We start from the raw sequence: 14348 nt of genomic DNA, 5'->3' as shown, positions 1-14348 counted from the left end.
TTACAAACGCATTGGCATCACAACATAAGTTGCTTCTTCATCACCAACCCCCTCAATTAGGGCGCTGCTGTTTGAATCGAGCAAAGTAAATTGTACATCTTCTGTTTTCAGTGTGTTTAACACATCTAAAACATATGACACGTTAAAGCCGATCTCTAAATCATCTCCTTGATAACCTACCTCAACCACTTCTTCCGCTTGTTCTTGTTCAGGGTTGTTAGCGCTGATCTTCAAAACACCATTTGATAAATTGAGACGTACACCACGAAACTTTTCGTTTGATAAAATAGATACACGTTGAAATGCGCTGCGTAACCACTCTCGGTTTGCATTAACCAACTTATCACCACCACGTGGAAGCACACGGCGATAATCTGGAAAGCGACCATCTACCAACTTACTTGTAAATGTGAACTCAGTATCAATCAAACGAACATGGTTTGCACCGAACTGAATGGTAACACTTTCATCATCAGCGGCTAATAAACGCATTATTTCTTGCACACCCTTACGCGGAATAATCAACTGGCGCTGCGTATTTACCGAACTCGACAAAGTTTTTTGTGCAATAGCTAGGCGGTGCCCATCGGTAGCAACTGTTTTAATCTCATTACCATCAACTTCAAATGACATACCATTAAGATAATAACGCACATCTTGGTTGGCCATCGAAAAGTGGGTACTCTCTAGTAATTTACGTAACTCTAAACGAGTACACTGAAATTCAATTTCACCATCCCACTGCTCTAGATTAGGAAAATCTTCCGCTGCAAGTGTCGTTAAGGAAAAGCGACTTTTACCGCTGGTCAACAACAATTGATGTTCTTGGCTTTCCAATTTCAATTCGCTGCCATCTGGCAAGCTCTTACAAATATCAAGTAGCTTTTTGGCTGGTAAAGTTACTTTGGCATCACCACAAGGTTGCTCTAACTGAACGGTTGCGACCAACTCTATTTCAAGATCGGTCCCCGTCATCGCCAAAGTGCCATCCTTAATTTCCAACAATACATTAGATAATATCGGTAACGTGTGCTTTCGTTCGATAGCGCCCGATACCTGTATGAGTGGCTTTAAAAATTGCTCTCTTGAAATGGTAATTTGCATAACTTAAACAGCCCTTAAGATGACAATGTTCTGATCAGGTTTTGATAATCTTCTTTTACTTCATGAGATTCGTCACGAAGTGCCTTCACTTTACGACATGCATGTAAGACCGTGGTATGGTCCCTGCCACCAAATGCATCACCGATCTCCGGTAAGCTATGGTTAGTTAATTCTTTAGATAAAGCCATTGCAACTTGGCGCGGTCGAGCCACTGAACGACTACGACGTTTAGACAGTAAATCTGAAACACGAATACGGTAATATTCTGCAACTGTTCGTTGAATGTTGTCTATCGTTACTAACTTGTCTTGCAAAGCGAGTAAGTCGCGCAATGCTTCTTTTACAAAATCAATTGAAATTGGGCGACCCGTAAAGTTCGCATTTGCGATCACTCGGTTTAATGCCCCTTCCAACTCACGAACATTTGAACGCAGTTTTTTAGCTATAAAAAATGCCACTTCGTGAGGTAGAGATATATTACTTTGCTGGGCCTTTTTCATAAGAATAGCCACTCGCGTCTCGAGTTCTGGTGGCTCAATTGCAATCGTTAATCCCCACCCAAAACGCGATTTCAGCCTGTCTTCAACGCCTTCAATTTCTTTTGGATAGCGATCAGAGGTTAAGATAATCTGTTGATTACCCTCTAATAAGGCATTGAAAGTATGGAAAAATTCTTCTTGAGAACGCTCTTTATTAGCAAAAAATTGAATATCATCAATCATTAGCGCATCAACACTACGATAATAACGTTTGAACTCTTCAATCGCGTTATTTTGCAGTGCCTTTACCATATCTTGTACAAAACGCTCAGAATGCATATAAACGATCTTTGCATCTGGTTTTTTATCTAAGATACCGTTACCTACGGCATGTAAAAGGTGCGTTTTACCAAGGCCAGTACCACCATATATAAAGACAGGATTAAAAGCAGAACCAGGATTATCAGCCACTTGTGTTGCAGCCGCTTTTGCAAGTTGGTTAGATTTACCTTCTACAAAATTATCAAAGGTGTAATTTTCTTTAATATTTGGTTTATATGCTGACTTGGGCGCAGGCTCTACTTTTTGGGTGCTTGAGGCCGCTCTAGGCGCCGCAGGAGTATGCTCTGTACCATTGGAGGTATTATTAGGTGAAAGCTGCTTATCTCCGTTCACCGGGCCGCCACCCATGATGGGCTTACTACCAACATCAAAGCGCAACTCTGGCGCTTCATTGCCACAAATTTCTATCAACAGCTCGTTGATACGATTTAGGTACTTTTCACGAACCCAATCCAATACGAAGCGATTTGGCGCATAAATCGTTAAGGTATCTTCGGTACTTTCTGCTTGTAGTGGTCTTACCCACATACTAAATTGCTGAGATGGCAATTCATCTTGCAATACATATAAACAACTTTGCCAAACCGACAGATACACGCTGAACTCCAAATACTGTTAATATTCCCGGACACCAAAAAGGTGTAAAAATATACAGGAATTATCGTTTGTTATCATTAAATTATTCGTGGAAGCCGAGTATTATGAAGGGATCTTATCCACAACTTCAATATTGACTTTTACAAAAAAGAGGATCTCGTTAGTAATATTTCATAACACATTGTTTTATGTATTCTTTTATTTTAGATCCAAGAAGTAGATCATAGCAAAAAACCAGCAAGATCTCATTATTATTTTACGATCTATTTTAGTTTTCCAGAGCTTTTTGCCCTCTTTCACGCACAGCCTGTGGAAAACTTCAATGAGATCAGATCGATCACGATCTATTAGGTTGTTCTAAAGATCATGCTATATAATAGCCGCAACCCTAACTGACAGGCTTTATTTTGTTTGATGCATAAAAAGCCACCAGCAAAGTAAGATTATGATTGACTTTAGGGCCCGTCGGCATTACTATCTCGCGCTCGCAATGGCACCTGTGCCAGGATCGCGACCTGCATAGGATGTTTTAAACTTAACCGATCGGATGGAATTGTTATGAAAAGAACTTTTCAACCTAGCGTATTAAAGCGCAAACGTACTCACGGTTTCCGTGCTCGCATGGCAACTGCAAATGGCCGTAAAGTACTAGCACGTCGCCGTGCTAAAGGCCGTAAAGTACTTTCTGCTTAATACTTAGTGGAAAGCTTTAGCTTTGGCAGGGAGTTACGTCTGTTAACTCCCTCGCATTACTCAAGAATCTTTCAAGAGCCTGCTCGCGCGGCAACCCCCTTCTTTACTCTACTTGCAAAACCAAATGATGTTGGACGTCCTCGTCTAGGGCTAACTGTTGCCAAAAAACGCTGTAAGCTGGCGTGTCAACGTAACAGAATTAAACGACTTGCTCGCGAAAGTTTTCGTTTAAGCCAACACAAGCTAGATAACATTGATATTGTGTTGATGGTAAAAGATGGTATTGCAGCACAAAGTAATGAAGAGCTCACAAAACAACTGGATAAATTGTGGCGAAAAATAAACGAACGCTGCAAGCCTGGCGCTCCAAAACCTAAACCGTTTAAAAAGCGGCCAGCTAAAAATGCCAAACCGAAAAAATCGCCTGCTAATAACCAGCAAAAGCGCGATAATACTTCCAGTTCATAGCTTTAGCCCTGTAATTAAGGTATCTTTAGCTCACCTTTTGAACATAGTTAATGTGGCAATGACATATAAAGCGCTTAAGTCTTGGTATCGACCAATTATCGTTATACCAAAAGTAGCCTTAATTACTGTAATTAAAGGTTACCAGCGCTTTATCAGTCCATTATTGGGCCCACACTGTCGATTTAACCCAACCTGCTCAAGTTATGCAATTGAGGCAATTAATTGTCATGGAATGCTAAAAGGGAGTTGGTTAGCGGTTAAACGCATATTAAAATGTCACCCTTTAAGCGCAGGTGGGGATGATCCCGTGCCTGATAAATCAACCCAAGTTAAACACCAACACGAGAAATAAGAGCTGTTATGGAATCACAACGCACGTTTTTATTTATCGGTTTATTGCTTGTGTCGTACTTATTGTTTCAAGAATGGAACAGTGCGTACAACCAGCCAAAAATCGATACCAGTGCCACCACACAAGTGACCACCCCTACATCAAATCCTGTATCGGAAGACGTTCCGGCTTCAAGTCAAGGTGACGTACCTGTAGCACCAACCAAAGCCATTCGTTCAACTATTTCAGTGATCACTGATGTATTTGAAGTGAAAATTGATACCAAGGGCGGTGATATTGTTGAGGCTAAACTTCTCCAACACGCTGAAACTCACGGCAGCGAGGAGCCTTACCTGCTATTGGGCGAATTTGAAAACAAACAATATATCGCACAAAGCGGATTAATCGGATTAAATGGTCCTGATGCATCTCGTGATGGTCGCCCTGTGTACCAAAGCGCACAAACAGCTTACACCCTAAATGGTGAAGAATTGCGAGTGCCATTGACTTTTGTCGATAACAAAGGTGTTTCATACACAAAAACTTACGTATTTAAAGCAGGTCAATATGACGTAGGCCTTGAGTACAACATTGACAATACCACAGCCGATCCGATCCAAGTACAGCTTTATACTCAGGTTAAACGCACGGTACAAAGCAAAGGCAGTATGGTTGACCAAACCTATTTAGGTGCGGCGTACGGTACTAGTGAAGAGCCTTATGAAAAGTACAGCTTTGATGATATGAGCGAAGCTAACCTGAATAAGAGCACTCAAGGTGGTTACATTGCCTTTATTCAGCATTACTTTGTAAGTGCTTGGGTTCCAAATCAAACAGTTAACAGCACTATTTATACTTTATTACGTAATGGTCAAGGTATCATTGGTGTGAAAAATGAGCCGATTAATATCGCAGCCCACAGCACATCTTCGATGAATGCGACATATTATATGGGTCCAAAAGACAGTGATGCGCTAGAAGCAATCCAAGAGGATCTTGATTTAACCGTTGACTACGGCTGGTTGTTCTTTATCTCACAACCTTTATTTGTGTTGCTTAAACTTATCTACGGTGTTGTAGGCAACTGGGGTATTGCTATCATCGCAATTACCATTTTAGTAAAAAGTGCGCTCTACCCTCTAACTAAAGCACAGTACACTTCAATGGCAAAGATGCGTATGCTTCAGCCAAAAATGCAGGCTCTAAAAGAACGCTACGGTGATGATCGCCAGAAGTTTGGTCAAGCCACGATGGAGCTGTACCGCAAAGAAAAAGTGAACCCTATGGGTGGCTGCTTGCCTTTACTGCTACAGATGCCTATTTTCTTAGCGCTATTCTACGTATTCTTAGAATCAACAGAGTTGCGTCATGCGGAGTTTATGCTGTGGCTAACTGACCTATCTGCAAAAGACCCATACTATGTGCTGCCAATTTTGTTTGGTGCAAGTATGTTCCTAACGCAAAAGCTGCAGCCTATGACTGTGACTGATCCAATGCAGCAAAAGATGATGACCTATATGCCATTGGTATTTACGTTCTTCTTTATTATCTTCCCATTCCCATCGGGACTAGTACTGTACTGGTTAGTATCTAACTTGATCACTATCGCGCAGATGTTATTTATCTACCGCGGTATGGAGAAAAAAGGCTTGAAAGTGAGATAACACATTCAGCCTTTCATAAAACGCCCGCTTAACGCGGGCGTTTTTGTTTGCCGAAGTCACATCCACACTAAATTTATAAAACCAATATAATCAACTATTTGATATTATTTTATAGCGATTTTATGCCATTTTGATGGTGCCTACCTCTGCTTTTCTAAATACTCGCCTCATCCAATTTTATCCATGATAGAGCACTTATGATGAGTGAATTCGACACCTATTTATTAACACTACTTGCATCTCCAAGCCAAAATGGATGGCTACTTGTTATCGCCTTTGGCGCTGGATTACTTGCCAGCCTATCACCATGTATCTATCCACTACTGCCAATCACTATTGCCACATTGGCGCCCACATCAAACAATCAATCCTCAGCGTTAGGTAACGCCAGCCTTTACTGTCTGGGCTTTGCATTGTTGTATGCCCTGCTAGGATTGCTTGCTGCTCTAACTGGGCAACTATTTGGACAGATAGCAAGTAACCCTTGGTTGCTTATCGGCTTTGCCAACCTACTCCTGTATATGGCCGCGATAATGAAAGGCTGGCTAACATTGCCTACACTGCCTGTTTCTCACTCCCATCGCTCACATACACCTTTTGTGATGGGGGCAACAAGTGGATTAGTAGCTGCACCTTGTACTTCCCCGGTACTGGCAGGTCTTTTGGTCTTTGTCGCCAAGCAACAACAGCTCTGGTTAGGTGGGGCTTTATTATTTTTCTTTGCGCTAGGTATGAGTGCCTTATTGTTCTTGGCGGGAACGTTTGGGCAACTACTCAACCGACTACCCAAGTCAGGCCCATGGCTCACTCTTGCTCCCAATATCTTTGCGCTAATCCTCATTTTCATGGCGCAGTTCTATCTTATTAAAGCGGGCCAGAATCTCTATTTTTAACATCCATCAAAGGAACCAACATATGAAAATTCGCTATATAACCTTTTCACTTTTGCTTGGGCTTTGTAGCCAAGTTCTGAGTGCCGAGTCAGGCGTTCACGAGCGCTCTATTCAAGGCACAACGCTCCAAGGCACACCCGTTAATACCCAAGGTAAAGTGACATATTTAAAGTTTTGGGCCACCTGGTGTCGTTACTGCATTGAAGAAATGCCACATCTAGAACGTTTGTATAACGACCGGGATCCAAGTTTGGAAGTGCTATCTATCAACATCGGGCTCAACCAATCACCACAGCTGGTTAAACGTTTTTTAGACAAGCATGACTATCAGATAGCCACACTCTTTGACCATGATGGCAGTATCACCCGTAATTTTAACGTTATTGGCACCCCCACTCATATATTGCTTGATGAACACGGGAATGAGATATACCGCTCAGCGTTAATCGATGAATCATTACAGCGAGCTTTATCGGCGTATTTACCAAAGGAGTACAGTCATGACTAGAGATTTGATATTAATAGCCTTTCTATTACTAAGCTGTGCGAGCAAAGCCACTTCAGATGATACATACGAATTAGTCTTTATTGATATATGGGGCGAATACATCCCACCGAGTTCCTTGCCAAAAAGTAAATATCCCCGTCATTTTATGCAGTTAGATATGAATGTTACCCAGTCGGATATAGAAAAGTTTGTAAATACTCACCCTCAGTATCAATCTTTACAAATAGATAAAAACAATACTCTTGGGATCCGCTACGGGGTACGCAGTACCCCCACGATAGTCCAGATAAAACGCGGTAAAATGGTAGATAAAGCCATCTTGGCAACGCCTCCATCACTTCCTAACGATGAGCACAAAGCGATTGAAGCACAACACCTACTGCTATATTCACTCAGTGGTAGACAACATGATTTTAAAGCAGACTCGACAAAAACACGGTTGATATTATTTTCTGATGCGCTTTGTCCAGCTCGCCATCTACCCCACTGTGAACACAAAGCAATGCAACACAACGAAATAAGTCCCCCAGACACAATGGAAAAACTCACCGTCATTAAACCGTTTTATGTTTCTTTAGAAGATGTGCAAAGCTATCAAAAACGGTTACGAGTAAACCACCCTGTATTATTTGATCAACACAACGCGCTATTTCGCCGCTACGGTATTAAAAGTTTGCCCTATTGGTTGATCCTCGATAAAGATCATCAAGTAATCTATCGCGGCGCAATGGCTCCTGAGCAAACACTGCTGAGAACTTATTCAAGTAGCCATTCTGATTGACAGTAAACACTATACGGTGGTGGCAACAGCGTGAGGAGTAATGTTTCACTTTTAGCTGATGCGACCACCCGCTCAAAAAGGTCATCTTGTTTTTGCCATTGCGATGCAAACTGTTGTTTGGCCGTGTGCAACTGCTTCATTGCTGCTTTATACTGCCCTAGATGAGCCAGCGCATAGCTACCATAAAGCGCTTCAAGCTTTTGCGTAGGCGCCGCTCCTAACATAGCGATAGCATGTTGATAATGTCCCTGAGAAACTTGTATATACATCTGAGTATAACGCACGTAGCTGAGGCTATCTGTTAACTTTAATTGCTCAAACGTCGAACCTGCCGCCACCAGCAATGGTTTCGCCCGTTCATCCTCTTGTTGTTTTATTAGTAGCCATGCTTGCATCAGTTGTGCGCTTGCCTGCGTTACCTTATCAATATCTTCTCGACTGATAAGTTGCTTAAATTGGGTTAACGCTTGCTCTAGAGCTTCTTCGCTTGGCGAAGTATCTTGCAGTACGGTGTCCATATTGGCCATAGCCTGCAAAAACAAGGCCTTTACTTGCAGGCTTGTTCGAGGCTTATCGTCAGGCTCTAGTTGTGCCAAAGCGTGCCGAGCAGCATCACCATCATGAAGCTGGATGTAATAAAAAGCCATATAAAGCAATATGTTGTTCTTTATGTACTGATTGTTTTGCGAATCCGCCATTTGCAATGCTTGATTAAGCGCTCGCTCTCTTGCCTCCAACGGTGCCAGATAATTTTGCCCCAAGGCGAAATAGCTCAGCATAAGCGGAGCATATTGTTGCTGCTGCTGATAGTAGCGAATGGCCTTTTGCACCACGGCCAGATTTTCGCTCATATCCAGTTCAGCGCTTTGCTCCACTCCCGCTTGTGGCGGGTTAGCCAAGTAGAATGCGCGTTGTGACTCTGAATGACTCAACGACCCCGCTCCTATCAGCACCTTCGCGCTATGCATGGCTTTGCTATGTGCTTGCCAGTTTAGCTGCAACCAAGCTAGATCAGCTTGTAGTTGATAACCTCGGGCCAATAGTCTTTGATGATTGAGCGCACGTGCTATCTCCATAGAGCGCTTAAGCAGTGGCGTAACCCGGTCATATTTACCCATATTAAGCCAATATTGACCGAAATAAAGATGATAACGTGCGGCCAAATAACTTCTCGTATCGACATTTTCCATCGCTTCAAAATGCTCAAGCGACTCTCGCCATAGACCTGTTTTCCACAGTGCATTCGCTAACTCTAACCGAGCAGCCTGATTATTTGTGTCATAAATAAGCGCCGCTTTGAAATAAGGGATAGCACTGCCAACTCCCTGATAGCTCAACGCATGTAGTCCACTAAGGTAGCTCTGTCGAGATTGCGCATTATCAGAGATATTCTCCGTAGATACTGCTTCGGTTCGCTCACTGAGCTGCACCACCAATTGATTCACTACCTCATCTATAGGTGCTTGTAAGTCTTCACTCACAAGCTGTCCTTTCTGTGGAGACTGACCACGACGGTTAATCTGATAGTGTAAAACATAGCGTTGCTGTTGTTGTGTAAGCTTTGCGCTAAACCCTACATCCGCAGCACCTTGCATCACATCAGCAAATGGTAGGCCGACGACGGATACCTCATCAACAATCAAAAAATACTGACTGGCGGCTTGCTTAAGCTGTTGCTGCAAAGCAAATCCCCACCAATCTAACTGCCCTTGTCCTGTCAGATTTTTTACCGGCGCGATGTAGATATGCGGCAATGATAATACGTTTACGTGGTCTGTTTTGACCCATGGAGGCGACTCTATATACCAAATTGCACTCCCGATCACCGAAAAGCTCAGTGCAATCGCTATGGTAATAGATATCCACTTATTTTTTATCATCCACTTAGCACTTGGTATGGCAACGGTTTGCACTGGCGCAATCCATATATATCCTTTTTGTGGAACGGTTTTTATAAACTCCGGCTGCTGGGCATCATCCCCTAAAATCTTGCGTAATTCCTGAATACTTTGTGTCAGTGCAGTATCCCTATATTCTCCATGTTGCCAAAGCTCGGTGAGTATTTGTTCTCTTGTAAGTAATTGCTCTGGATGCTGTAGAAAATATTGTAAGAGCTTGGCAACCTTAGGGCGAAGTGTATTGGTGTGAACCTGGTCGCTCAGTAGCTCTCTGCTAGGATCGAATGTAAACCGCTTGAATTGATACACAAAGATGACTTTCCCTTGCCGATTGATATATTCATAGTACAGCACAACCAATATGTCATGCTAGCTAATGGCTGTGTTTGCCGCTTTGCTGTACAATTCGCCTTTATCGTAATAGCAAGTTTTATATCACCATGAATTCACAAGATACTATTGTCGCACAAGCCACTGCCCCTGGACGTGGCGGTGTAGGGATCATTCGCGTATCGGGCCCGTTGGCGAAAACCGTTGCTGAGCAGATCTTAGGAAAATGTCCTAAAACCCGCTATGCAGAATACCTGCCATTTAATACCTTACAAGGCGAGCAACTGGATCAGGGTATTGCCTTGTTTTTTAAAGGCCCAAACTCTTTCACAGGTGAAGATGTACTAGAACTGCAAGGCCATGGTGGTCCAATAGTTATCGACATGCTACTCAAAGAGATTTGCCAAATAGATAAAGTACGTCTGGCACAACCTGGTGAATTCTCTGAACGTGCTTTTATGAACGACAAGCTGGATCTCACTCAGGCAGAAGCTATCGCTGACTTGATCAACGCCACCAGCGAACAAGCAGCTAAAAGCGCCCTGCACTCCTTACAAGGTGATTTCTCTAAACATATCAATATGCTGGTGGAAAAAGTGATCCATCTGCGTATGTACGTTGAGGCCGCAATTGATTTTCCAGACGAAGAAATAGACTTTTTATCTGATGGCAAGGTTAGTGGTGATCTCAACGCTATCATCACACAACTAGGCGAAGTACGTAAGCAAGCGAAGCAAGGCAGCATCATGCGTGAAGGTATGCGCGTGGTGATAGCTGGTCGACCGAATGCAGGTAAATCAAGCCTACTCAACGCCTTAGCTGGTCGAGAAGCGGCTATTGTAACAGACATCGCGGGTACCACCCGTGATGTGCTGCGTGAACATATTCATATTGATGGTATGCCGCTACACATCATCGATACCGCAGGCCTACGTGAAAGCCCGGATAAAGTAGAGCAAATTGGTATCGAGCGTGCTTGGGATGAAATCCGCCAAGCCGATCATGTGCTTTTCATGGTCGATGGCACCGATACCCACGAAACCGATCCCTCCAAGATCTGGCCTGAGTTTATGCAGCAGCTACCACAAGGTATGGCCGTCACAGTAGTTCGCAATAAAATTGATTTATCCGCTGAAGCATCTGGTATGTGCCAACAAGGTGAGTACCCAGTTTTACGTTTAAGTGCCAAAAACACCGAGGGTGTAGATTTGCTACGCGATCATCTAAAAGCCTGTATTGGCTATCAAGGTGCCACTGAAGGTGGTTTTATGGCTCGCCGCCGCCATCTCGACGCACTGGAGCGCGCAGCGGAACATTTAGATATAGGCAAAACGCAGTTGGAAATGCACATAGCAGGAGAGATTCTCGCAGAAGAGTTGCGCCTCACACAGCAATACCTCAACGAGATCACCGGTGAGTTTACCTCTGATGACCTACTGGGTAAGATCTTTAGCTCATTCTGTATCGGTAAATAACTGGGTGTAGTACAAACCAGGGAATGCTCTGGTTTGTACTTCTCTAGTCTAGTTCAACAAAGAAAAGTCAACTTCTGGCAAGCTTTCAAAACTTGGTCGAGCAAATAGATAGCCCTGCATCAATGAAACCCCCGCATCACGTAACCATTGATATTCACTCATAGTTTCAATGCCTTCAGCAAGCGGTCTAATATTAAGCTCTTGAAACATTCTCAAACAGTTGTTCACTATGGTCTGGCGCGATTTATCTTTGTGGATATTTCTAACCAATGCCATATCTAATTTAATAATATTGGTTTGAAAGTCGGCCAGTAAGTTTAATCCTGAATAGCCTGCCCCAAAGTCATCAGTGGCAGTTAAAAAGCCTAATGAACGATAATACTCAACTACTAATTTAATGTGCTTGGTATCATCCACCTTTTCGACTTCGGTAAATTCAAACATAATACGACTGGTAGGAAAGCCATACTTCTTAGCAGCTTCTAACGTGGTGCGAATACAGCGTTCAGGTTTATAAATAGCGTTAGGTAGAAAGTTAATACTCAAAAACTGTTGAATATCGAGCTTAGCGGCCAGTGCTATCGCTTTCACACGACAGAGTTGATCAAAAGCATATCGATTATTGTCATTGACTTGCGAAATAATCGACCATGCAGATTCATTATTCATCCCTCGTACCAGAGCCTCATAGCCAAATATTTTTCTACCTTCACATTCCACTATAGGTTGAAATGCCATTGAAAAATCAAAGCTAAGGGTTGGCTCATTGCGGCAATTTGCACACCCCACTTTTTGACAGATCTCGTCTGGTTTATCCATCGCACCTTTCCTTACGCTCAATATCTATGCCGAGCTTAGCGTTCATACGACAGGTTGGCAACTTAACGTTTAGTTCCAGATCTGGCAAGAACACATGAATATTCAAAACTATGATACGTGCCATATCAACAAATGGAGCACTAATACCATGAACAAATATCAACATTTTCATCATCTACATAAGCAACCAACTTTGTTTAAGTTGCTAAATGCGTGGGACCCGCTCAGTGCAAGGCTGCTAGAACAAGCCGGGTGTACAGCAATTGCCACCACAAGTTGGGGCATGGCCAACGTGCGTGGGCAGCGAGATGGTGAATCCTGCTCATTCGAGCGCTTTCTAGCACAAACCAAACAAATCATTGAGTCTGTTGAAATAGGAGTAAGTGTAGATCTTGAATCAGGGTTTTCAGATGATATTGAGACTATTTGCGACCATGTTTTAGCAGTTGCTAAACTTGGTGCGGTAGGTATCAATATCGAAGATAGCAGCAAAATAACAGACCAGCTGCGTCGGGTGGATAGCCAAACTAAAATTTTAAGCGCAATCAAAAACACCCTAAACAAAGCTGGCTACTCTCAGCTATTTGTTAACGCCCGTATTGACACAGCTCTGCTACCAGAACATTACTTTGGAGCCACATTAGAGCGTGCTAAAGCCTACGCAGATGTAGGTGTTGATGGCGTGTTTGTACCTGGTTTATCTGATCACAGCTTGATCGAAAGCCTATGCAAACAACTACCGATCCCCGTAAATATATTAACCCTAGCCCCTTGCTGTAATAGCGAAACGCTGCAAAATCTAGGTGTAAAAAGGCTATCATTTGGCAATATACTCTCCGACAATTGTATAGCCCTCATACAAAAACAGGCTAGCAAAACACTAAATAGCTCAGATCATCGCGATTTATTTCAATATAATTCGATCGCATTACCATTTTAGCCCTTGCCCAAAAGTGATGGAGCACAAAAACACAGCACCTTTTGGGCGATAAACCAGCACCTCCTATAAAAATAACTTTATTTGCTAGTGCTAAATCGCCCTTTAGCGATCTTTTTAGTCTGTTTTTAGATTATTTTCTTATATGGATCGATACTGATAGATCTGACAAGTTGCGCACTAAACTCATCTCTTATAGTTTATACACATCAGCACTATCCACATGAGCTGCCAGACAGTTAAATTAAGAGAATTAGATCAATTCACCGTGAAATAACTCATGATTGTCTACAAGTCAGCCTAGGTTACTGCAAGCATACTGCCAGCTTATCCACAATTTTCACACGATAACTGTGCTAGGAATAATTTATTTATTCTTTATTTATTAATAGGTTGGAGAAATAGATCCACAATCGGCTGCAAACTAGCCAGATTAATTTATCCAAACCCAGTGATCTGCACTTTACTTCTTGTCACAGGTCATTATGATGTCGGCATTCGTGACTAGGCAGCAGAAGTTATGCAGCACATAGAGATCATCGTTGGTAGCCAAATGGGTTCGGCTGAGTATGTTGCTGAGCAGCTAAAAGAAGCCCTGCAAGATCAAGGCATTGGTGTAGCTCTTCATGAGCAGCCAGTACTCAGTGATATTATTCACCCGATCTGGCTGGTGGTAACTTCAACATATGGTGCCGGTGATTATCCGGATAATTTGTTATCTTTTATAAGTGAGTTAGATCAACAAGATAAGTTAGATCAAATCCAGTTTGCTGTAGTGGGTATTGGAGACACTAGTTACGATACTTTTAACTTTGCAGCCAAAAATTGCTCACAACTACTTGTTAATAAAGGATCAATGCAGTTATTAGCCAATCTAGAGATTGATGTGCTTGACGATGCATTGCCCGAAGATACGGCATTGGCGTGGTTACCTCTGTTACTAGAGAAGCTACCTCAAAGCGAATAACGATCTTTTACATAAGTTATTCACAATTTTAAGTGAAATAAGATCGTATTGTGGATAACACT

General features: G+C 42.6%; 15 protein-coding genes. 10 read left to right on the top strand and 5 right to left on the bottom strand.

Going from position 1 to position 14348, the window contains the following annotated elements; translation table 11 throughout:
- Both dnaN and dnaA read right to left on the bottom strand, forming a co-directional pair.
- Positions 1 to 1104: a DNA polymerase III subunit beta gene (gene dnaN / locus BIW53_RS03660; protein ID WP_070990458.1), complete on the bottom strand. Its 1104-nt coding sequence runs from the start codon at positions 1102 to 1104 to the stop codon at positions 1 to 3.
- A 14-nt stretch (positions 1105 to 1118) separates the two neighbouring features.
- Entirely contained in the window at positions 1119 to 2522 is a 1404-nt protein-coding gene (gene dnaA / locus BIW53_RS03655) for a chromosomal replication initiator protein DnaA (RefSeq protein ID WP_070990457.1), read from the bottom strand.
- Between the two features lie 558 nt (positions 2523 to 3080).
- On the opposite strand from dnaA, the gene rpmH reads away from it, so the two are divergent.
- The 7 genes from rpmH to BIW53_RS03620 all read left to right on the top strand — a co-directional run bounded on the left by rpmH (position 3081) and on the right by BIW53_RS03620 (position 7860).
- Positions 3081 to 3215: a 50S ribosomal protein L34 gene (gene rpmH, locus BIW53_RS03650; protein ID WP_008488847.1), complete on the top strand. Its 135-nt coding sequence runs from the start codon at positions 3081 to 3083 to the stop codon at positions 3213 to 3215.
- 6 nt (positions 3216 to 3221) lie between these two features.
- Complete coding sequence (rnpA, locus tag BIW53_RS03645; RefSeq protein WP_070990456.1) at positions 3222 to 3683, top strand: ribonuclease P protein component; 462 nt, start codon at positions 3222 to 3224, stop codon at positions 3681 to 3683.
- Between the two features lie 58 nt (positions 3684 to 3741).
- Positions 3742 to 4035 (top strand): membrane protein insertion efficiency factor YidD, encoded by a 294-nt coding sequence (gene yidD / locus BIW53_RS03640; protein WP_070990455.1) that lies wholly within the window; start codon positions 3742 to 3744, stop codon positions 4033 to 4035.
- 8 nt (positions 4036 to 4043) lie between these two features.
- Complete coding sequence (gene yidC, locus BIW53_RS03635; protein WP_070990454.1) at positions 4044 to 5678, top strand: membrane protein insertase YidC; 1635 nt, start codon at positions 4044 to 4046, stop codon at positions 5676 to 5678.
- A 197-nt stretch (positions 5679 to 5875) separates the two neighbouring features.
- Positions 5876 to 6571, top strand: a complete 696-nt coding sequence (locus tag BIW53_RS03630; protein WP_245699344.1) for a cytochrome c biogenesis protein CcdA — start codon at positions 5876 to 5878, stop codon at positions 6569 to 6571.
- A gap of 22 nt (positions 6572 to 6593) precedes the next feature.
- Positions 6594 to 7079 (top strand): TlpA disulfide reductase family protein, encoded by a 486-nt coding sequence (locus tag BIW53_RS03625; protein WP_245699343.1) that lies wholly within the window; start codon positions 6594 to 6596, stop codon positions 7077 to 7079.
- Positions 7072 to 7860, top strand: a complete 789-nt coding sequence (locus BIW53_RS03620; RefSeq protein ID WP_070990453.1) for a hypothetical protein — start codon at positions 7072 to 7074, stop codon at positions 7858 to 7860. The genes BIW53_RS03625 and BIW53_RS03620 overlap by 8 nt, the downstream gene beginning before the upstream one ends.
- Here the strand turns inward: BIW53_RS03620 and BIW53_RS03615 are convergent.
- Entirely contained in the window at positions 7836 to 10067 is a 2232-nt protein-coding gene (locus BIW53_RS03615; protein ID WP_070990452.1) for a winged helix-turn-helix domain-containing protein, read from the bottom strand. The genes BIW53_RS03620 and BIW53_RS03615 overlap by 25 nt on opposite strands.
- A 131-nt stretch (positions 10068 to 10198) precedes the next feature.
- Between BIW53_RS03615 and mnmE the strand changes: the two genes are divergently transcribed.
- A complete protein-coding gene (gene mnmE / locus BIW53_RS03610) occupies positions 10199 to 11563 on the top strand; it encodes a tRNA uridine-5-carboxymethylaminomethyl(34) synthesis GTPase MnmE (protein ID WP_070990451.1) in 1365 nt (454 codons plus the stop codon).
- 48 nt (positions 11564 to 11611) lie between these two features.
- On the opposite strand, the gene BIW53_RS03605 is transcribed toward mnmE, so the two are convergent.
- Together BIW53_RS03605 and BIW53_RS20830 are read right to left on the bottom strand one after the other, a co-directional pair.
- Entirely contained in the window at positions 11612 to 12382 is a 771-nt protein-coding gene (locus BIW53_RS03605; protein WP_070990450.1) for an EAL domain-containing protein, read from the bottom strand.
- Complete coding sequence (locus tag BIW53_RS20830; RefSeq protein ID WP_175442086.1) at positions 12375 to 12548, bottom strand: hypothetical protein; 174 nt, start codon at positions 12546 to 12548, stop codon at positions 12375 to 12377. The genes BIW53_RS03605 and BIW53_RS20830 overlap by 8 nt, the downstream gene beginning before the upstream one ends.
- Between BIW53_RS20830 and BIW53_RS03595 the strand changes: the two genes are divergently transcribed.
- Both BIW53_RS03595 and mioC read left to right on the top strand, forming a co-directional pair.
- Positions 12531 to 13322, top strand: coding sequence for an isocitrate lyase/PEP mutase family protein (locus BIW53_RS03595; protein ID WP_070990448.1), 792 nt, complete (start codon positions 12531 to 12533; stop codon positions 13320 to 13322). The two genes, BIW53_RS20830 and BIW53_RS03595, sit on opposite strands and share 18 nt — an antisense overlap.
- 517 nt (positions 13323 to 13839) lie before the next feature.
- Complete coding sequence (mioC, locus tag BIW53_RS03590; protein WP_070990447.1) at positions 13840 to 14286, top strand: FMN-binding protein MioC; 447 nt, start codon at positions 13840 to 13842, stop codon at positions 14284 to 14286.
- Positions 14287 to 14348 lie beyond the last annotated feature (62 nt).

This window comes from Pseudoalteromonas byunsanensis (genome assembly GCF_001854475.1).
GTDB classification, from domain to species: domain Bacteria; phylum Pseudomonadota; class Gammaproteobacteria; order Enterobacterales; family Alteromonadaceae; genus Pseudoalteromonas; species Pseudoalteromonas byunsanensis.
This window is presented reverse-complemented; position numbering and strand designations above follow the sequence as displayed.